Here is a 20,535-nt window from a genome sequence, read left to right on the forward strand (position 1 = left end):
GAAAACACAATAGATACAAAAAAGCAAGCACATCGCATGAATTACAAACAATTAATGAAGCCTCATCTTATCATATTATTAATGATTCTTTTATCTGCATGTGGAAAAGCATCAAAAACAAAGCACCCCACCATTATTGAACAGGTATACAAAAACCCCATTATCAGTGCTGATTTTTCCGATCCTGATGTTATAAGGGTTGAGAACGATTATTATATGACCGCCTCAAGTTTTAATATGGTTCCTGGATTGCCAATCCTGCATTCTAAAGACCTGGTAAACTGGAAACTTATTGGGCACGGTATCCAACACTTACCCGATGCACTTTTTAGCTACAAAAACAGAAATAAAGACCAACTCGATTACAACGTGCCTCGCCTTGGTAAAGGTGTATATGCTCCTGCTATTCGCTACCATAATGGTTACTTCTGGATTTTCTGGGGAGATCCCGATGCTGGGGTTTATCAAATAAAAACAAAAAACCCTGCTGGAACATGGAGCAAACCTGTATTGATTAAAGAGGCCTCTGGTTGGATCGACCCTTCCCCTATCTGGGATAAAAAAACAGGCAAAGCATATCTTGCGCACGCACATGCAGCCTCTCGCCGCGGTATTAACGAACGTATTGATGTCTGGGAAATGAACTGGGAAGGTACAGCTCTTATTGGAGAACCCGTTACTGTATTTGATGCCAAGGATTCCAAAAATTTTCCAACTGATAAATATCAAAGTGTTATAGAAGGCACCAAGTTTATGAAACGTGGTGAGTGGTTCTATATTTTATGCCCTGCTGGTGGCGTAGAATTTGGTTGGCAAACCGCCTTGCGATCAAAAAGCCCTAAAGGTCCCTATGAAATTAAGACTATTTGCGAGACTGGTAATACAGGAATAAATGGCCCACATCAAGGCGGTTTAGTAGAATCGCATACAGGTGAATGGTGGTTTATTCATTTTCAATCGGTTGGTACTTTAGGACGCATTGTACGTTTAGAACCAGCGCATTGGACAGACAATGATTGGCCTGTAGTTGGCATCGACCCCGATAATGATGGTATTGGAAACCCTGTAGAAAGCTATACATTCCCACATCCCGCTGTTCCTTTTAAACTACAAAACTCTGATGATTTTAGTTCTAAAACGTTAGGGTTACAATGGCAATGGCCTGCAAATCCGCAAAAGAATTGGTACAAACTTGAAAAAGGAAAATTGGTTTTACCAGCTCTTTTTTCAGCCAATCAAGAACTGGAGCGTGTTCCACAAGTTTTAACACAAATGTTTCCTAATTTCAATTTTTCGGCAACCGTAAAAATGAATGCTTCTAACTATAAAGGTATAAGAACTGGATTAACTTCTCTAGGACGAAAATCATTTGATATTGGTGTTGAAGAAATAAAAGATACTATGAAAGTATCTATGCGCTTTGGTTTGCAAACCTTGGGTGCCAAAACTGTTACTGGTACTGATTTTTGGTTACGATTAGACACACAAGGTACGCTTCCTAAACCTTTAAAATATAGAACCAGACGTTCAAAAGAGGAAAAAGAAACACACAAAGCCACACTACAAGATTATCAGTTAAAAAAACTAGACCGTTATGGCAATGGTATTATCTATGGCCAGTTTTTATTTAGTACCAACGGCGAGGATTTCTCCAAATTAGGTCCTGAGTTCGAGGTACGTTCTGGTGCATGGATCGGCGCCCGCATTGGATTATATTGTGTGCAAAAAGACACAAGTGCCTTACAACAAAGGGCTGTTAATTTTGATGAGATTACCTTCACACAATATTAAGCATATATATTATTTTCAATTCTCAAAAAAGTTTAACTACATTTATGTGAAGTAAAATATGTTATATTAGTACAGAAATATTGAATTAATAAGTCATGAAAAATACTCCCAAATCCCAATATCATGAAAAATCACGAAGAAAAATCATTCTATGATGTAAGTTCCACCTTAGTTCAAATAGATAAAAATATTTCTACTGAAGAAGTAAGCGAAACATTAAAAGGCATAGATTTTAACAATGTTCGAGATAAAAACATGTTGATCTTATCACAAATGGTATCTGAAGGAGAAACAAAAGCTGTAAAATACCTTTTAGACCATGGAGCTGATCCTAATCTCGAATCATCTTCATATCACTATTACAAAGGCCCTGCTATTCTTTTTGCGCTTCAAAATAAACGTTCGAAAACAGAGGTAAAACTAGAAATTATTAATATGCTTATTGATTATGGGAGCGATATCAATGCTAAGGCACAGTGGTTTGACAGTAATCAAGAATTAGCAATAAATGGAAACCTCATAGAGTATGGGTTAGAATTGGGCATGGAAAGTCTTAAAGTGGTGAATGATGAAAACTTCGATGCAGAGTCCAGAAAATCTTCTGCAAAAGAAATTGAAGGCCTGCAAGCCATGCTTTCATTGTTACAAAAATCTGGATCTATCGTAAAACCAGAAACCTTAAAAAACCTAAAAGTGTTCTTAAATGTTGAAATTAAAAACGCTACGAAAGCAGATCCTAAAAAATTTCTTGAAGAGGCATTAAGTGTTTTATCTGTTAAAGACCGAGTATATGATTTGCCAAGTGCAGCAAAAAAGGTATGCTATAAATATCTTGAAAACGAATACTTCATGCTTTCAAAAGAGTGGGCTGAACTAATCAGACACTTGGTTAAAATCTCCCTCACTTTTGAAGAAGTTTCTGAATATGTTTACGATGGAGAAATTGTTTCCTTTATGGATGATGAAGGTTGGCTTTCCCAATCTTGGGAAGAGTACAACTGGTTTGATGAATTAGTTGACGTTTTTTTTAATGAAAATGTCAAAAAGAATCCTGAATGGAATAAACTTTTAGCTCTTATGATAAAGGAATGCCCAAAATATGATGCCGAAAGTATTGATGAGAAATTAGCTAACCTCTTAAAAGAAGCTTGGGTGCAATCACATAAATCATTTCAAGAGTTAAAAAATATAGCTAAACAGAACATACCTCAAATTAGTATATATCTGGATTAGAGCTTGGGTAAAAAATATCTTTTTGATTCCTACTATTATGAAAAACATAACAAGCATAACAATTCTAGCCTTATTAATAAATAGCTTTTGCTATGGACAAAAAACATACACTTACTCCCAACCAAAAGAGCTTAATGATGGGTGGAAAACAAGTAGCTTAAAATCACATGAGATTGACACCACAAGAATATATAAGTTATTCGACCAAATGAAAAACGGAAAGCATAAAATCCACAGTGTTTTATTGGTAAAAAATAATCAACTCATTATTGAAACGTATTTTAATAACTATGCTATAGATAAGCAGCACGACCTACGTTCGGTAACAAAAAGTATAAGATCCATTTTAATGGGAATTGCTATAGATAAAGGATTTATAGATACCGTTAAAGCCCCCATATCAAAATACCTTACAAATCCAATACCAACAAAAAATCTTGATCCAAGAAAAACAAAGATTACTATTGAACACCTTTTAACGATGTCGAGCGGACTTGATTGTAATGATTGGGATAAAAAATCAAAAGGTCAGGAAGATAAAGTTCATAAAAAAAAGGATTGGATTCAATATACACTTAACCTACCCATGATAAATGAACCAGGAACGATATCCAATTATTGCTCAATGGGTTCAATTTTGGTAGCAGAAATAATAAGTCAAGCATCGGGGATGCCCATCGACAAATTTGCTGAACACTATTTATTCACCCCATTAGGAATTAAAAATGCGAATTGGGGCCATACTTCAGATAAAAAGATCATACCTTCAGGAAAAAGATTATATATGACTTCACGCGATATGGCCAAAATTGGTCAATTAATCCTCAACAAGGGGAAATGGCATGAAAAACAAATCGTATCCGAAAAATGGATTGAAAAATCAACCACTCCAAAAACCAAAATTACAGGAATAGATTATTGTTATTTATGGTGGCAGATCCCATTTAAAATAGATGAAAAAGTTGTTATTTCTAAAACCGCCACTGGAAACGGAGGTCAGTATATTATGATCTTTCCAAGTATGGACTTGGTTGCCATTTTTAATGGTGGAGCTTACAACTCGCAAGAAGATAAATTGCCCTTTGCCATGATGAAAGATATTTTTCTTCCAATATTTAAAAGCGAAGAATAATAAAAACAAAATATATTAAGAAGAAAACAATCTATATACTTGAAAAATTATTTTTAAATCTTCCCAGTAGTCTGCTTAATTTATTACTTTTATTGGCTTAAATTAATCTTATAAACAATAATAAAAAAGATGAAAATTATAGGCATTGGTAAAAATTATGTGAGTGATAAAACAGAAATCGAAGCCCTTAAAAATGGTTCTCAATTAATATTCACAAAACCAGAAAGTACCTTAGTAACCGATAATAAAGATGTTGAATTTCCTGCCATTACCAACGAATTGGTTTATGAGGTCGAACTGGTTGCTAAAATTGGTAAAACGGGTAAAGATATTAGTGTAGCAGATGCAGCGTCTTATATTTCTGAAATTGCTGTTGGAATAGACTATACAGCCAAAGATGTGCTAACAGCCAGTAGAGCCAATAAAGGCCCTTGGGCATTAGCTAAAGGTTTTGATGGCGCATCACCTATATCAAGTTTTAAACCTATTTCTAACTTTCCTGAACTTAATAATATTAATTTCGACTTAGTTATCAATGGCGAACAAAAACAAGTTGGAAATACCGACTTTATGATTTACAATTTTAGCGAGATCATTAGCTTTGTTTCAAGTTTTATGACTTTGGTCCCTGGTGATTTAATTTTCACAGGAACGCCAGCTGTAGGTGCTGGACAAATTTTTAAAGGAGACCATTTACAAGCTTCTATTGAAGGTGAATTATTGTTAGATTTTAAAATGATTTAATAATAATACCTTAAATCTATTAAACAAGGTTTTATGAAGAATTCTATAGCAGAACGTGTCGTTGATTTTTTAGGTGGCTACCCGCCTTTTAATATGCTTTCCAATAAAACCTTGTTACAAATTGCTACAGAGACTACAATAACCTATTTAGAAAAAGGGGATACCATATTTAAAAAGGATGATGTCTGTCATGAGCATTTTTATATGGTAAGAAATGGCGCTATAAACTTATATTATAGTAACGGAGATGTTAAAGACATTATGAATATTCATGATACTGGTGATGTTTTTGGATTACGCCCTCTTATAACTAATGAACCTTACAAATTGACCGCCACTGCCAATGAAGAATCCATAGTATATGCAATTCCTATTGCTGTTTTTCAATCGGCAACAGATTATAATACTCAAGTTCATAAATATTTAATTACTGCTTTCGCTTCCAATGCATACGATCCATATTCGGCCGAAGTAGCAGGTGAAATTTTTGTTGATTATTTGCCTAACAGGTCACAAGATATGGTGAATTTTCAAACAGCTAATTATACAAAATCGCCCATTACCTGTTGCATAAAAACGTCTTTAAAAGATGCAGCAAAAAAAATGAGCAACCATAAAATTGGCTGTATTGTGGTGGTTGATGATGAAAAAAAACCAGTTGGTATTATTACAAACAGTGATATTAAAAACAAAATAGCAACGGGTCTATTTCCTATTGAAACTCCTGTGACCAATATCATGAGTTCGCCCGTAATGACAGGAAAAAAAGGCTTAACTATAGCTGATGGACAATTACAAATGATCAAACATAGTATTGGCCATTTGTGTATTACCAAAGATGGTACAATTAATTCTAAACTTATTGGTGTTTTAACCCATCATGATGTTTTGGTAACTTTGGGCAACAACCCAACTGTCATACTTAAGGAAATAAAACGGGCTAAGCGGACTAAAAAATTGCGTACAGCCAGGCTTAAGGCCAATGCTCTATTAAAAAACTATATCGAGCAAAATATTCCCATATCCCACATTATAAATGTGATTTCCCAAATCAATGACGCCGTTACTATACGTGTTGTTGAATTGGCCTTGAAAAAAATGCCTACAGCACCTCCTGTAACTTTTTCCTGGTTAGCGTTAGGTAGCCAAGGACGTAGTGAACAATTACTTTTCACCGACCAGGATAATGCGCTGGTGTTTGAAGATGTTCCAAAAGAACAGTATGAAGGCACACAAGCTTATTTTTTAGAACTTGCTAAATTAATCACAAAATCTTTGAACAAAATTGGGTTCGAATATTGTGAAGCCGATATGATGGCAAGTAATCCCGAATGGTGCAAATCCTTATCAGCATGGAAAACTCAATTTAAAGATTGGATTTTAAAACCAGATGAAAAAGCAGTTTTATTGTCTTCTATTTTTTTTGATTATAACCGTGTTTATGGAAGTGAAGAATTAGTTGACGACCTTACGGACACTATTTATGCTACACTTGAAAAAACAGATTTATTTTATAAATTTTTAGGGCGAGATGCCGTTAAAAGCCCCTCTCCTCTTGGTTTCTTTAAGCAATTTTTAGTAGAGCAAAACGGTGATCAAAAAGAGCTTTTCAATATTAAGAACAGAGCTTTAATGCCTCTTATTGATGCTGCCAGATTACTTATATTAAGCAAGCAAATGAGAGGCGTTAATAATACGTACGAGCGTTTTGAAAAATTAGCGGAGCTAGAGCCTAATAACAAAGAGCTGTACGAATCCTGTTCTTATGCCTTCAAGGCCTTGTCTAAATTTAAAACCAGACAAGGACTGTTACGCAACAATTCAGGCAAGTTTATTGATTTAGAAACCTTAACCAAGGAAGAAAAACTAAAACTTAGACGCTGTTTTAAACCCATTCAAAAAATTCAGGAAATTTTAAAAATCAGATTTGACTTAAAAAACTTTATCTAAATGGTTTTTAAATGGTTTCATAAAAACAAAAAAGAATACCCTGATTTTTGGGTTGACTATATTGACAGCTTTAAAAATATCAATAAAAAACCAATCGGTGAAACGCGTTTTGTTGCTTTTGACACTGAAACCACTGGTTTTGATAGAAAAAAAGATAGAATTCTATCCATTGGCGCTGTTAGTTTTGTTGGTAAATCTATTGAAGTAAGAAATAGTTTAGAACTATATTTAGAGCAAGAAATTTTTAATCCAGAAACTGTTAAAATACACGGATTAATGAAAAAAGGAGACTTAGAAAAAGTAACCGAACTAGAAGCCATTAAGACCTTTCTAGCCTATGTGAAAAACGCTGATCTCATAGCACATCATGCTAATTTTGATAAAAATATGATGAATGAAATGCTATCAAGACATGGACTCGGCAAACTAAAAAACAGGTTTATTGATACTGGGTATTTGTTCAATAAATCGAAGCATATTATTTATCAAGAAAATTTAAAAGAGCATTATACACTAGACGATTTATGTAAAGAACTTAATGTTCCTAAAGTAGATAGACACACTGCTAATGGGGATGCTCTTATAACCGCTATTGTATTCCTAAAAATTCTGTCTCGATTAGACAAGCGCAAAAAATTAGAATGGGATTATCTATTAAAACCCTAATCGGCAAAATCGTTAAAACCAATCTGTTAAAAGCCTTCTATTTTAACTCCCATGTCCGTACCCAGTCGTAAAAGGTCGTTCTTTCTTCTTCGGTTCCGGTCATACCTCCATCAGAAGGTACTGGATTCCAATCGTAGGTTTCAACTACCATTCTTAAATACAGTGGTAAATCAAAATTAGCCTTAGGAGTAACTGTATACACTTTTTTACCATCTAAATAAAACTCTATTTCGGTAGCACTTTTCCACCAGGCTCCATAAACGTGGTAACCTGCCCAAACTTTTGATCCTATTTCACTATTATCTCCTGCGGAACCTGTTGGCGTACCAGTACAATCGGTTTGTCTGCTGTGTGTATTAGAGTGGATTGCTTCATCAAAATTTTGAGCAAAATTTGCAGTCCCAGTAATTTGTCCTACACACTCTTGAATATCTAATTCCGTAACTCTTTTATCGCAACCAACGCCATCATTTCTATTATTAATCAGCCAAAATGTAGAAGACATAAACGTTTTATTGGCTTTCATTCTACATTCAAAATAATAGCCGACTTGAGCCGCTTCCTTAGAATAAATATTTGATCCTGCATGCGTAAATGTATTACCGTTTACTATCTCTGGTGTATCTAACTGATATGCTGTAAGCTTAAGATTATCGTCGGCTTCAGTTACTGTATTTTCCTTAAAAATCCCTGGCGCTCTTCCTATCCATCTATTAGGATCTGTATTTAACCATTTACTTTCATCAAAATTACTATCGCTAAACTCATCCGACAAATTTTCAACTTTATGCCATGTTTTTCCCGAAGGCGTTGGATCTACTTCAATAAAATAAGGTAAGTTCGAAGAAGGCTCATCTCTTGTAACCGTAATGTTAAAACTACAAGACACCGTATTACCTGTAACATCTTTTACTTGGAATGTATTTTTAGTAGTCCCTACAGGAAATACTTCGCCAGAAGCCAAACCTTCAGTTTGTGATGTAATAGCTCCTGGTTGGTCATCTGAACCAACAGGTATTGTATATGTTATTGCCTTACCATTTGACAACGCATCTACAGTTTCATTTATATCTGAAACACATGTTATAGTAGGATCGACATTATCTACGGGTTCTTCCTTTTCGGCTTCGTTTCCATCACTACTACAACTGGCGACCATTATATTAACCGTAATAAACGAAAATGTTATGAGCTTGAAATAAAGTGCTTTTTTTAACATAGTGACTTTTTTTTACAAAGCTATACTCTATACCACGTAGTAGTTGCTCCATATGTTTCGTAATAAGCAACTCATGTCCTAAATAAGACTATTTCATCGAATATCTGCTAAAAAGCATTGTCTATAATATCCTGAACCACTTCTGGGTTTAAAAGTGTGCTGGTATCTCCTAAATTGCTGGTATCTTTATGAGCTATTTTTCTCAAAATACGTCTCATAATTTTACCAGAACGTGTTTTTGGCAAGCCTTGAGTAAATTGAATTTTATCCAATTTTGCAATAGGACCAATATGTTCGGTTATAATTTGATTAATCTCTTTGCGCAAATTATCTTGATCTCTCGTTTCGCCAACATCCTTTAAAATAACATAACCGTATAAAGCATTTCCTTTTACATCATGCGGAAAACCTACAATAGCAGATTCTGCAACTGCTGGGTGTTCATTAATAGCATCTTCAATTGGTGCCGTTCCTAAATTATGACCAGACACAATAATAACATCATCCACACGCCCTGTAATTCTGTAATAGCCTACCTCATCCCTCAAGGCTCCATCTCCCGTAAAATATTTGTTTTCAAAGGCCGAAAAATACGTGTCTTTATAACGTTGATGGTTACCCCAAATAGTACGTGCCATACTTGGCCATGGGAACTTTATACATAAACGACCATCTACTTGATTTCCTTTTAATTCCTTACCATTTTCATCCATTAAAGCAGGTTGAATACCAATAAAGGGCAAGGTAGCGTAAGTCGGTTTAGTCGGTGTTACAAATGGTATGGGTGTAATCATAATCCCGCCCGTTTCTGTTTGCCACCAGGTATCTACTATAGGGCTTTTCTTTTTCCCAATATTATCATTATACCAATGCCATGCTTCTTCATTTATGGGCTCGCCTACAGACCCCAAAACTTTAAGTGATGATAAATCATATTTCTCGACCAATTCCAAACCTTGTTTAGCCAAGGCTCGAATAGCTGTTGGTGCTGTATAAAACTGATTTACTTTATGTTTTTCAACAATCTCCCAAAAACGTCCAAAATCGGGATAACTAGGAACCCCTTCAAACATAACGGTAGTCGCTCCATTAGCTAATGGTCCATAAACAATATAGCTATGCCCGGTAATCCAACCAATATCAGCTGTACACCAATACACATCATTTTCTCTATACTGAAAGGCATTTTTAAACGAATAGGCCGTATAGACCATATACCCCCCTGTTGTATGAACCATGCCTTTTGGCTGCCCTGTTGAACCTGATGTATACAATATAAACAACGGATCTTCTGCATTCATAACCTCGGCCTTGCAGTCTGTTGAAGCATTATCTAAAAGTGGCTGTAACCATTTATCGCGACCAGATGTCATTTGTATGTCTGAGTGAATCCGTTTGGCTACCAAAACTGTTTCAACACAAGCACAATCATTTAAAGCTTCATCAACAATGCCTTTTAAATCGATTGTCTTTGCTCCTCTGTAGGAACCGTCACTCGTAATAACCATTTTGCAATCACTATCATTAATTCTGGTTGATAAGGCTGTAGCCGAAAAACCTGCAAAAACTACTGAATGGATGGCTCCTATTCTAGCGCAAGCCAAAACAGCCATTGCCAATTCAGGAATCATAGGCAGATAAATACATACGCGATCCCCTTTTTTAATACCTTGTTCTTTTAATACATTAGCAAATTGATTGACGCGTTGATATAATTGATTATAAGTAATATGTTCAGCATCATCTTTCGGGTCATTTGGCTCAAATAAAATAGCCGTTTTATTACCACGTGTTGCCAAGTGCCTATCAATACAGTTCTCGGTAATATTTAGTTGTGCCCCTTCAAACCATTTTACTTCTGGTCTGGAAAAATCCCAACTTAAAACACGATCCCATTTTCGTTGCCACATAAAATGCTCTTCTGCAACTTCTTCCCAAAAATTTTCGGGTTCTCTTATTGATTTTCTGTAAACTTGATAATATTCTTCTAAATGCTTTATGTGATAATTACTCATCTTATACTTATACCTACGATTCTAAAAATTAATTCTGGATGCCTAAAATAATAAAAATAATGGCTAATTAGCACATAATTTATACCAGTAACATCGAACTATATACAGACCATGCTGTCTAATGAGTTGCTTGACCAGCCCCACTAGGAATTCTAATATGTTCTACTATTTCCTGAACATCTTTAGGAGGTGCTGGTGTAAACCTCATGATAACTATAGATACTATAAAATTTAAAACCATAGCCACCGTACCAAAACCTTCTGGAGAAATGCCGAACCACCATTCACTCTTATCGGGAAGCACGTCATCAAACCAGCCTAATTTGTATTTAATCATATAGAGCAACATGGCAACAATACCAACTACCATACCTGCAATAGCACCTTCTTTATTCATGCGTTTATAAAAAATGCCCAAAATAATGGCTGGAAAGAAGGACGCCGCTGCTAAACCAAAAGCCAAAGCCACTACTGCCGCTACAAAGCCAGGCGGATTAATTCCAAAATAACCCGCAACACAAACGGCACCTACTGCCGACAAACGAGCTGCTACCAATTCTCCTTTTTCTGAAATTGAGGGTTTAATAATCTTTTTAATTAAGTCGTGAGATACTGATGCGGAAATAACCAATAATAACCCAGCTGCCGTAGATAAAGCTGCTGCTAACCCACCAGCTGCCACTAATGCAATGACCCAATTTGGTAAATTGGCAATTTCTGGATTTGCCAGTACCATAATATCTCTATCGACTACTAATTCATTTTTAGACTCATCTGCCACATATTGTATAATACCATCATTATTTTTATCAGTAAATACAATCAACTCTGTAGTTTCCCATTTTTTAAACCACTCCGGAACATTTTCATAGGGTTGATTTGATACCGTTTCAATCATATTGGTTCTGGCAAAAACAGCTACTGCTGGTGCTGTTGTATATAAAATTACAATGAGCAATAGAGCAATCCCTGCCGACTTACGGGCATCTTTAACACGTTTCACTGTAAAAAAACGGACAATAACATGAGGTAAACCAGCAGTTCCTACCATAAGCGCTAATGTTATAGCAAAAACATCTATCAATGATTTGGAGCCTTCAGTATATTCAGCAAAACCTAATTCTGTACTTAAGCCATCTAATTTATCTAATAAATAAGTTCCAGATCCGTCCGCCAATTCACCTCCAAATCCTAATTGCGGGATAGGGTTTCCTGTCATTTGAATAGATATAAAAATAGCAGGTACCATAAAAGCAAAAATAAGGATACAATACTGTACTACTTGCGTATAGGTGATACCCTTCATGCCCCCAAGTACTGCATAAAATAACACGATAAGCATGCCAATGATAACTCCTGTGTTAATATCAACTTCTAAAAAACGAGAAAATACAATGCCAACACCTCGCATTTGCCCCGCTACATAGGTAAAAGATACTAATAAGGCGCAAAACACAGCAACCAATCGCGCTGTCTTTGAATAATACCGATCACCTATAAAATCAGGCACTGTAAATTTTCCAAATTTCCGTAAATAAGGCGCTAATAACAGTGCTAATAATACATAGCCACCGGTCCATCCCATTAAATAAACAGCACCATCATAACCAGCAAAAGAAATAATACCCGCCATAGATATAAAAGATGCTGCACTCATCCAATCGGCAGCTGTTGCCATACCATTGGCTAATGGAGATACGCCAGCACCAGCAACATAAAACTCTTTTGTAGAATTCGCCCTAGACCAAATGGCGATTCCAATATAAATGGTAAAAGTAATACCCACTAAAATATAGGTCCAATTTTGAACCCCTAACGATTCAGCTAACATAATACTAAGCATCATAACCATATTTTTTATCTAGTTTGTTCATAAGACGAACATATACAAATATGAGTATAACAAACACATACATCGATCCTTGTTGTGCAAACCAAAAGCCTAGTTTAAAGCCTCCTAATTTTATTTTATTAAGGGTATCTTTGAATATAATTCCTGCTCCATAGGACACTAAAAACCAAACTAGCAATAAAATAATTACATATCTTATATTTTCTTTCCAATAGGCTTTTGCATTATTTTTTGTCATATTTATTATGGTTTAGTTGATTACTATATCGTTTAAATTCTTTAACAACCTTAGGTGCTAAAATCAATGTTGATAACATTGTTGGAATAGCCATAAGGGCAAAAGTACCATCAATTAAATTTAGCATGACGCTAAAAGGTGTTGTTGCGGCCAATACAATGCTTATAATATACATATAGTTATAATAGTATTTTTTCTCCGCACCTACTAAAAACGACATGCATTTTGTACCATAATAAGCATAAGAAAACAACGAGGATACACTAAAGATCAAAACACAAAGCATAAGTAAATATTTCCCATAGCCAGGCATGGCATAAGTAAATGCTGAAGCCGTTAAACTGACTCCGTTATCTGGGGTTGTTTCCCAAACACCTGTTACCAGAATGGCTAAAGCTGTAAGTGTACAAACAACCAGTGTATCTATAGCAGGTCCTAACATAGCCACCAAACCTTCGCGTACTGGCTCATCTGTTTTTGCTGCGCCGTGCGCCATAGGCGCCGTACCTATACCAGCCTCGTTTGAAAATGCTCCACGTCGAATCCCTAGTAAAATAAGAGCTCCCAATACACCTCCTAAGAAAGGTTCATCTGTAAAATGATTCGCAGCAAAAGCATCCGTAAAAATCATTATAAAATATTTAGGAACCACATCATAATTAGAGATCAGGATAAACAAGACCAGAGCAAAATAGAGTAATACCATAGATGGTACGAGCTTAGAAGCGGCGTTACTAATCCGTTTTAATCCGCCTAAAATAATAACAGAAGTCAATGAAACCAAAACAAAGGCAATGACTAGGTTAGACTTTAAACTAACAACAATGCCATTGGGCACTAATATAATATCATTTATAGCTTGTGTTAATTGGTTCACATTTACAACAGGCAATGCTCCTATCATCCCAAAAAAACTAAACATTGCAGCTAAGGGTTTCCAATGCTTTCCCAGCCCCTCAGTAATAAAATACATAGGTCCTCCTTGCAACTCACCCTTACTATCCTTTCCCCGATACATAACAGCCAATGTGGATGTAAAAAATTTGGTCGACATTCCTACAATAGCACTTACCCACATCCAAAACATAGCACCAGGACCACCAACAGAAATAGCAACTGCCACACCCGCAATATTTCCCATCCCAATGGTTGAAGAAAGCGCCGTAGTTAATGCCTTGAAATGACTAATCTGCCCTGGGTCATTGGGATCATCATACTTTCCCCGTAATACTTGAATGGCATGCCCTATAAACCTAAATGGTAAAAATCTTGATAGCACCAAAAGATATAGCCCCCCTCCTATAAGTAGTATGACCAAAGGCAACCCCCAGACATTATCTGAAAAGGATTTAACAATTTTTTCCAATTCGCTCATATTACTTTTTAGTTGAATTTATAAATGTATTAAAATTACTTCAGTTTAATTCAACCTGCAATATTTAATCAAATAGTTTAATACGGTGCTTAGCTATAATTGGACACGATAAGAGTTAAAAGGCTTACTTTCTATTCCCGAAAACGAAATAGTTAATAACTTTAAACACAAAACGACCAAAAACTGACAAAAGTAAGGTTTTGGCAACACGTCATGTGTAATTTTGTATTATATAAATGATTTAATCCCATATCATGAATACGAAAATCACTTCACTTTTAGGTATCGTTTTAATAGTTACAATGTCCTGCACAAATTCAAAAAAACATATACAAGAGGATCAACATCACTGGAGTTATTCAGGGGAAACAGCACCAAAATATTGGACTGAAATTGAAAAAAATTCCGATTGCGGTGGCAAACACCAATCACCTATTAATATTATTCATAAAAATGTAGATTCCGTAAAAATTCAGCAAAATTTAAAAATACAATATACGCCAACAACCCTTATTAGTGAGGTTGAAAACAATGGGCATTCTATACAGTTTGATTTTGAAAGGGGGGATTCCATTAATTACAAAAATGAAACATACTACCTGAAACAGATCCACTTTCACGAACCTTCAGAGCATAAAATAAATGGTGTTATATACCCTATTGAAATGCACTTGGTACATGTTAGTAAAACCGGAAATATAACCGTTCTAGGGCTGTTGGGAGAAGAGGGTGACGAAAGTCAGTTATTTGAATTTTTTGAAAGTTTTTTACCCATTGAAGAAGACATGGTTAAAGATATTCATCAAAAAATCGATTTATCCAGCTTGTTTTTAGAGGACAAACATTATTATTCTTATAGCGGTTCGTTAACCACGCCACCATGTACCGAAAATGTGAACTGGATTGTTTTTAAAGAGCCGATTGTTTTATCTGTTGAAGAAGTTCTAAAACTTAAAAAAAATATGCCAATCAACAATTATCGTCATGAACAACCTTTGAATGGACGAATTGTGACTTATCATTTCTAAAATGCATAGTGTTTCAAAAATTGAAGTACTAGATTTTATAACACCTTAACCATTTAGAAATTTTAAGTTCGAAGTATTTTATCGAATATATTTGATTTGGTAATACTATGGTTGGGATAATAGGAGTATATTTATCGCAATCAATTTGACTCATTTTGCAATCTAATCGTTTGTATTTTATTGATGCTGTTAGAGCATTTGCTATATTAATGATGCTACAAGGGCATTTTATTGATACATTAATAGATCCTATTTATAGAGATTCCACTAGTATAATTTATAACATATGGTCATATTTTAGAGGTATTACAGCGCCTACCTTTTTCTCCATTTCTGGCTTAGTTTTTACTTATTTGTTATTACGTGCACATTCAAAAAATGATGATCAACCAAGAATTAAAAAAGGTTTTTTTAGAGGCCTTATACTTATTGGAATTGGTTATAGCCTTCGTATTAATTTAGTGAGTTGGCTTAGTGGTTATTTTAGCTCTTATTTTTTCGTGGTTGATGTATTGCAATGCATTGGTTTATCACTTATTATTTTAGTTAGCCTACATATTTTACTCAAACATTACAGCTATATATTTTCGGTTATTCTTTTTTCCCTAGGGTGCCTTTGTTTTATTTCTGAACCTTTATATAGAGACTTAGTCATTGATAATTTACCACTTCCTATTGCAAATTATATGACTAAAGTTAATGGTTCTGTTTTCACTATTTTACCCTGGTTTGGTTATTCGGCATTTGGAGCTTTTATATCTACCGTTTTTTTTAGACATGTTCACAGAAACCGTTTTAAATTATATACAATAATTACATTCTTTACAGTAGGATATTTTCTTATTTATTACTCATCATGGTTTCTTCTAGAATTGCATAGCATTACAAATGTTGAGTTATTACGATTAAGTGCTAGTTATAATTTCCTGTTTATACGTTTGGGAAATGTGCTTATTCTATTTGGTATGTTTTATTCCTTTGAACGCTTTTTAAAACAATCTATAATTGCCAAAATAGGCAAAAAAACCCTATCGATTTATGTTATCCATTTTATCATTTTATTTGGAAGTTTTACAAATTATGGGCTGAAACGTTTTTTAAACCAGACTTTAAATCCAACCGAAGCCATAATTGGTGCCATACTATTTGTTATTATAGTCTGCTTTATCTCATTTCATTATGCAAAAACAAATACGTTTGTATATAATTTTATAAATCGAAAATTAATTAATCGCTCTAAAAATTAAATTTATAGGCTATTAGTAAAGTCTGAATATGAAACATGAACTTAAAAAACAAGAATATAAAGAAAGTCAAATGATTTTTTTTCGACATATGACATTAATACGATATAAAAAGCAATCTATGAGGTTTCTGTTTAAGCTTTTAGTATTCGTAACTCCTTTTTTGATTGGGGTTAAAAGTACGAGTCAAACCATTAAAAAGACGAAATATGCTTCTGCAATATTTGAAGCACATCGCATTATAGACTCACTCCAACAAAAGCAAAACATTCCCGGAATTGATATAGCTGTTTCCATCAATGGAAATATTGTATGGTCTGAAGGGTTTGGATTTGCAAACATTGAACTTCAAGTACCTGTGATCTCTGGAGAAACTATTTTTAGAATTGGTAGCGTATCAAAACCTCTAACATCTACGGCTCTAGGTAAGCTGATTAAAAATGGTAAATTGAGTTTAGATTCAACCATTCAAACATATGTTAAATACTTCCCAAAAAAGAAATACCCCATCACGGTCAGACAAATTGCAGGACATATTGCAGGCATAAGACATTACAGAAATACCGAGTATACTTCAGCTAAAAAATATAGCACCGTTGAATCAGGGTTGGATATCTTTAAAAACGATTCTTTATTATTTAAGCCAGGAACTGGTTATTCATATTCTTCGTATGGATTTAACTTACTAAGTGCAGCCGTTGAAAATGCAAGTGGTATGCCCTTTTTAGATTTCATGAAACATGAGATCTTTTCTAAACTAGGTATGAATGCCACATTTGCAGATAAAAATGAACGCATTATTGAAAACAGATCGTCATTTTATCAAATTAATGCATCAAATGCTATTGAAAATGCAATTTATGTGGATAATAGCTACAAATGGGCAGGAGGTGGATTTCTTTCTACGACCCACGATTTGATAAAATTTGGAAATGCTATGATTAAGGAAGAATTTCTTTCAGGTAAAATCATTGCGGAATTTACAAAATCCCAAAAATTGTCTAATGGTAAAAAGACTGGCTATGGTATAGGTTGGGGGATTATTAAAAGAAATAAACTAAAAGGTTTTGGACATGATGGTGGTTCTGTTGGAGGTATTACAAAGTTTCAAATTTACCCAAAAGAGAAACTTGTTATTATTGCTTTATCCAATTCATCCAATGTCAATTATGCCAAGACTATTGAAAGTATAGTCGATCTTTTCATTGAAGCAAAAAAACAATGATACACCCAATTAAAGAATTTGGTAAATTATTTCAATTGGTCATAATTCTTTGTTAATCGTATTTATAAATCCATTAAATTTACTCCTAGTTCAACTTAAAAGTAGACATTAAACAAATCCTTTTTTATGGCTTATGACGAATATTTAGCCGATAGAATACGGCAGCAACTCAAAGAAAAAAGAACGGCTTTTTCAGAACTTAAAATGATGGGCGGTTTATGCTTTAAAGTCGATAATAAAATGCTTTGCGGCATACATTTAGACAAAAAATATGGTGATAATTTACTAATGGCCCGTATTGGTGAATCTGTTTACGAAGATGAACTTAAGAAAACAGAATGTTTGCCCATGGACTTTACAGGCCGCCCTATGCGTGGGTATATTTTTGTGACACCAGATGGCTTTGATACCGATGATGATCTATCTTACTGGTTAGATTTATGCATTGCCTTTAATCCGTTAGCAAAAGCAAGTAAACCCAAAAAGAAGAAAGCCAAATAATTTACAGTTTACTTTATAACGCAATAATATGTCTCAAAAAGAGAAGCTAATAGAAATTGCCAAACTATTTTTCAAACTAGGCAGTGTTGCATTTGGTGGCCCAGTAGCACATATTGCCATGATGGAAGATGAAGTTGTAAAGAAAAGGAAGTGGATGACACAAGAACACTTTCTCGATCTTGTTGGAGCTACAAACTTGATTCCAGGACCAAATTCTACAGAAATGACGATGCATTGCGGACACGAACGTGCTGGATGGAAAGGATTATTTGTTGCTGGTATTTGCTTTATTCTCCCAGCTGTTGTCATTACAGCTGTATTGGCTTTCCTCTATCAAGAATATGGACAACTCCCCAATGTAGAACCTTTTATTTATGGTATTAAACCTGCTGTTATTGCTATTATTTTAATGGCAGCTTTTCGTCTTGGAAAAAAGGCTATAAAAAACATAGAACTAGCTATTCTAGGCAGTGTAACTATTGTTGCCTGTTTACTTGGAATTAACGAAATAGTTGCTCTATTTGGCGCAGGAATATTAGGCTTATTAATCTATTTTATTAAAAAAAACAGCGCCAATTTAAATAGTTTTATTCCTCTTTTAATATTTCAAGTTACAGACCCTCTAAAAGCAGGAACCCTAAAAATATTTCTTACCTTTTTAAAAATAGGTGCTATTTTGTATGGTAGCGGCTATGTTCTATTTGCTTTTCTAGATGCTGAACTAGTTGCAAACGGTTGGCTTACCAGACAAGCTCTTATTGATGCTGTTGCTATCGGACAAATTACACCTGGGCCTGTTTTATCCACAGCAACATTTATTGGTTGGCAAATGAATGGTATTTGGGGAGCCCTTGCAGCTACCCTTGGAATTTTTCTACCTTCCTTTCTTTTCGTTTTAATTTTGAACCCTTTGATTCCTAAAATGCGGAAATCAAAAATCATTAGAGCTATTTTAGATGCCGTAAATACCGCCGCAGTTGCTTTAATAGCTGCTGTTTGTATAGAAATGATAAAAGATACAGTTACAGACTGGCGTACTATTATTATTGCGGCAGTAAGTTTAATTGTTGTTTTTATATTTAAAAAATTGAATAGTGCCTTTATTGTTTTGGGTGGTGCTATCTTGGGTTTTCTATTGAGTTTAATGTAAAATCTTAATAATTTTCTTGCAATTCTTTTAACAAACAATCTTTTTGTTTATTAAAACTTTCTAGATTTGTAGTTAAATATAATGGAACAAAAGGTATGTATCATTGTTCCAAAAATTCGAAAATCATGAGTCAATCTGCTTCGCAAGCTTCAATTTTCTACCGTGATGTAGAATCTTCAAACAGACTTTGGACCATAAAAGATAGCGGAGGTTTTCCTGCGCCAAAGAACAGCTCTGGAAAAAGAGTAATGCCAGTTTGGTCGAGTAAATCAAGAGTTGAAAAAATCATTAAAAATGTACCAGCATATAAAGGTTTTGAACCATTTGAAATTGACTTGTTTAAGTTTTTCAAAGACTGGCTGAAAGGTCTAAAAAATAATGGGTTTTTGGTTGGAATTAATTGGAGTGGGAAACATGTAACAGGATATGATGTTTCTCCAGAAAATTTAATAAAATGGATTAATCATATAAGACCTAGTTGGGAAGATGAAAAACAAAAACCAGTTACAACAAAAAAATAAACAGTATTAAAATAGCGCGCATACCAAACGCTATATACAATGTAACAAAAACTAAAATTGATTAATGATTTTAAAAACATCGACTATTTAAAAAGCGGGAACAGCCGACAAAAATTGGCATATTACGAAATTAATGAATTTAAAGTTTTTGAGAAGCTTAAAAATTACAACCCTATTTTAACAGGGACGATTCCTATAGAAATTGACTTACCCGAAAGTGATTTGGACATAATCTGTGATTGTAAAAACCATTCTGAATTTTCAAAAACATTAATAGAAGCGTTTGGTAACAAAAGTGATTTCTGCATTTATTCAACGAAAATAAATGGTATAAAATCTACCATTTCGAAGTTTAAAACCAAAAATTTTACATTTGAGGTTTTTGGACAGAATGTACCATCTGAAGAACAAAATGCCTACAAACATATGCTTATCGAAAACTGGATCCTAAAACAAAAAGGATTGACATTTAAAGAAGAAATTATTAAGCTTAAATCATCTGGAATTAAAACCGAACCTGCATTTGCCACATTACTTGGATTAAAAGGAAACCCATATACTGAATTGTTAAAATTTAATATTAAAAAAACGAAATAGTATCAGGGCTAAGATCACATTAAAATATAGTTTACCCAAACTACTAACATAAAA

18 protein-coding genes are annotated in these 20,535 nt (G+C 34.3%); 13 read left to right on the forward strand and 5 right to left on the reverse strand.

Annotated elements, in window-relative coordinates:
- The first annotated feature begins 36 nt into the window (after positions 1-36).
- From HHX25_RS01260 to HHX25_RS01285, 6 genes are all read left to right on the forward strand, one after another.
- Positions 37-1,791, forward strand: a complete 1,755-nt coding sequence (locus HHX25_RS01260; protein WP_169669270.1) for a glycoside hydrolase family 43 protein — start codon at positions 37-39, stop codon at positions 1,789-1,791.
- A gap of 123 nt (positions 1,792-1,914) precedes the next feature.
- Positions 1,915-3,024: an ankyrin repeat domain-containing protein gene (locus HHX25_RS01265; RefSeq protein ID WP_169669272.1), complete on the forward strand. Its 1,110-nt coding sequence runs from the start codon at positions 1,915-1,917 to the stop codon at positions 3,022-3,024.
- Between the two features lie 37 nt (positions 3,025-3,061).
- Positions 3,062-4,156, forward strand: a complete 1,095-nt coding sequence (locus HHX25_RS01270; RefSeq protein ID WP_169669274.1) for a serine hydrolase domain-containing protein — start codon at positions 3,062-3,064, stop codon at positions 4,154-4,156.
- A gap of 129 nt (positions 4,157-4,285) precedes the next feature.
- Positions 4,286-4,900 carry a fumarylacetoacetate hydrolase family protein gene (locus tag HHX25_RS01275; protein ID WP_169669276.1) on the forward strand — a complete coding sequence of 205 codons (615 nt, stop codon included), beginning with the start codon at positions 4,286-4,288 and terminating at the stop codon, positions 4,898-4,900.
- 33 nt (positions 4,901-4,933) lie between these two features.
- Positions 4,934-6,850: a DUF294 nucleotidyltransferase-like domain-containing protein gene (locus HHX25_RS01280; RefSeq protein WP_169669284.1), complete on the forward strand. Its 1,917-nt coding sequence runs from the start codon at positions 4,934-4,936 to the stop codon at positions 6,848-6,850.
- Positions 6,851-7,516 (forward strand): 3'-5' exonuclease, encoded by a 666-nt coding sequence (locus HHX25_RS01285; protein WP_169669287.1) that lies wholly within the window; start codon positions 6,851-6,853, stop codon positions 7,514-7,516. It abuts the gene before it with no gap.
- Between the two features lie 37 nt (positions 7,517-7,553).
- Here the strand turns inward: HHX25_RS01285 and HHX25_RS01290 are convergent, their stop codons facing one another.
- The 5 genes from HHX25_RS01290 to HHX25_RS01310 form a co-directional block, all read right to left on the reverse strand.
- Entirely contained in the window at positions 7,554-8,735 is a 1,182-nt protein-coding gene (locus HHX25_RS01290) for a family 16 glycosylhydrolase (protein WP_240964195.1), read from the reverse strand.
- Between the two features lie 107 nt (positions 8,736-8,842).
- On the reverse strand, positions 8,843-10,750 hold the full coding sequence (gene acs / locus HHX25_RS01295; RefSeq protein WP_169669289.1) for an acetate--CoA ligase: 1,908 nt from the start codon (positions 10,748-10,750) through the stop codon (positions 8,843-8,845).
- A 118-nt stretch (positions 10,751-10,868) separates the two neighbouring features.
- A complete protein-coding gene (locus tag HHX25_RS01300) occupies positions 10,869-12,596 on the reverse strand; it encodes a sodium:solute symporter family protein (RefSeq protein WP_394352852.1) in 1,728 nt (575 codons plus the stop codon).
- Positions 12,586-12,840 carry a DUF4212 domain-containing protein gene (locus tag HHX25_RS01305; protein WP_169669291.1) on the reverse strand — a complete coding sequence of 85 codons (255 nt, stop codon included), beginning with the start codon at positions 12,838-12,840 and terminating at the stop codon, positions 12,586-12,588. The genes HHX25_RS01300 and HHX25_RS01305 overlap by 11 nt, the downstream gene beginning before the upstream one ends.
- The gene (locus HHX25_RS01310) at positions 12,827-14,215 is read right to left on the reverse strand and encodes an alanine/glycine:cation symporter family protein (protein WP_169669293.1); all 1,389 of its coding nucleotides are present in this window, start codon (positions 14,213-14,215) and stop codon (positions 12,827-12,829) included. The genes HHX25_RS01305 and HHX25_RS01310 overlap by 14 nt, the downstream gene beginning before the upstream one ends.
- Positions 14,216-14,469: 254 nt before the next feature.
- On the opposite strand from HHX25_RS01310, the gene HHX25_RS01315 reads away from it, so the two are divergent.
- From HHX25_RS01315 to HHX25_RS01345, 7 genes are all read left to right on the forward strand, one after another.
- On the forward strand, positions 14,470-15,243 hold the full coding sequence (locus tag HHX25_RS01315; protein WP_169669295.1) for a carbonic anhydrase: 774 nt from the start codon (positions 14,470-14,472) through the stop codon (positions 15,241-15,243).
- A 155-nt stretch (positions 15,244-15,398) separates the two neighbouring features.
- Positions 15,399-16,490 carry a heparan-alpha-glucosaminide N-acetyltransferase domain-containing protein gene (locus HHX25_RS01320; protein ID WP_169669297.1) on the forward strand — a complete coding sequence of 364 codons (1,092 nt, stop codon included), beginning with the start codon at positions 15,399-15,401 and terminating at the stop codon, positions 16,488-16,490.
- A 28-nt stretch (positions 16,491-16,518) separates the two neighbouring features.
- Positions 16,519-17,712, forward strand: a complete 1,194-nt coding sequence (locus tag HHX25_RS01325) for a serine hydrolase domain-containing protein (RefSeq protein WP_169669299.1) — start codon at positions 16,519-16,521, stop codon at positions 17,710-17,712.
- Between the two features lie 126 nt (positions 17,713-17,838).
- Complete coding sequence (locus HHX25_RS01330; RefSeq protein WP_169669301.1) at positions 17,839-18,213, forward strand: TfoX/Sxy family protein; 375 nt, start codon at positions 17,839-17,841, stop codon at positions 18,211-18,213.
- 28 nt (positions 18,214-18,241) lie between these two features.
- Complete coding sequence (gene chrA / locus HHX25_RS01335) at positions 18,242-19,363, forward strand: chromate efflux transporter (protein WP_169669303.1); 1,122 nt, start codon at positions 18,242-18,244, stop codon at positions 19,361-19,363.
- A gap of 125 nt (positions 19,364-19,488) precedes the next feature.
- Complete coding sequence (locus tag HHX25_RS01340) at positions 19,489-19,884, forward strand: DUF2750 domain-containing protein (RefSeq protein WP_169669305.1); 396 nt, start codon at positions 19,489-19,491, stop codon at positions 19,882-19,884.
- 57 nt (positions 19,885-19,941) lie between these two features.
- The gene (locus tag HHX25_RS01345) at positions 19,942-20,481 is read left to right on the forward strand and encodes a DUF4269 domain-containing protein (protein WP_205957967.1); all 540 of its coding nucleotides are present in this window, start codon (positions 19,942-19,944) and stop codon (positions 20,479-20,481) included.
- Positions 20,482-20,535: the final 54 nt, after the last annotated feature.

This window comes from Flavivirga algicola (assembly GCF_012910715.1).
GTDB lineage: Bacteria > Bacteroidota > Bacteroidia > Flavobacteriales > Flavobacteriaceae > Flavivirga > Flavivirga algicola.

Coding starts and splice junctions, on each gene's coding strand:
- HHX25_RS01260 (WP_169669270.1), top strand. CDS start 37: ATGAATTACAAACAATTAATGAAGCCTCATCTTATCATATTATTAATG.
- HHX25_RS01265 (WP_169669272.1), top strand. CDS start 1,915: ATGAAAAATCACGAAGAAAAATCATTCTATGATGTAAGTTCCACCTTA.
- HHX25_RS01270 (WP_169669274.1), top strand. CDS start 3,062: ATGAAAAACATAACAAGCATAACAATTCTAGCCTTATTAATAAATAGC.
- HHX25_RS01275 (WP_169669276.1), top strand. CDS start 4,286: ATGAAAATTATAGGCATTGGTAAAAATTATGTGAGTGATAAAACAGAA.
- HHX25_RS01280 (WP_169669284.1), top strand. CDS start 4,934: ATGAAGAATTCTATAGCAGAACGTGTCGTTGATTTTTTAGGTGGCTAC.
- HHX25_RS01285 (WP_169669287.1), top strand. CDS start 6,851: ATGGTTTTTAAATGGTTTCATAAAAACAAAAAAGAATACCCTGATTTT.
- HHX25_RS01290 (WP_240964195.1), bottom strand. CDS start 8,735: ATGTTAAAAAAAGCACTTTATTTCAAGCTCATAACATTTTCGTTTATT.
- acs (WP_169669289.1), bottom strand. CDS start 10,750: ATGAGTAATTATCACATAAAGCATTTAGAAGAATATTATCAAGTTTAC.
- HHX25_RS01300 (WP_394352852.1), bottom strand. CDS start 12,596: ATGATGCTTAGTATTATGTTAGCTGAATCGTTAGGGGTTCAAAATTGG.
- HHX25_RS01305 (WP_169669291.1), bottom strand. CDS start 12,840: ATGACAAAAAATAATGCAAAAGCCTATTGGAAAGAAAATATAAGATAT.
- HHX25_RS01310 (WP_169669293.1), bottom strand. CDS start 14,215: ATGAGCGAATTGGAAAAAATTGTTAAATCCTTTTCAGATAATGTCTGG.
- HHX25_RS01315 (WP_169669295.1), top strand. CDS start 14,470: ATGAATACGAAAATCACTTCACTTTTAGGTATCGTTTTAATAGTTACA.
- HHX25_RS01325 (WP_169669299.1), top strand. CDS start 16,519: ATGAAACATGAACTTAAAAAACAAGAATATAAAGAAAGTCAAATGATT.
- HHX25_RS01330 (WP_169669301.1), top strand. CDS start 17,839: ATGGCTTATGACGAATATTTAGCCGATAGAATACGGCAGCAACTCAAA.
- chrA (WP_169669303.1), top strand. CDS start 18,242: ATGTCTCAAAAAGAGAAGCTAATAGAAATTGCCAAACTATTTTTCAAA.
- HHX25_RS01340 (WP_169669305.1), top strand. CDS start 19,489: ATGAGTCAATCTGCTTCGCAAGCTTCAATTTTCTACCGTGATGTAGAA.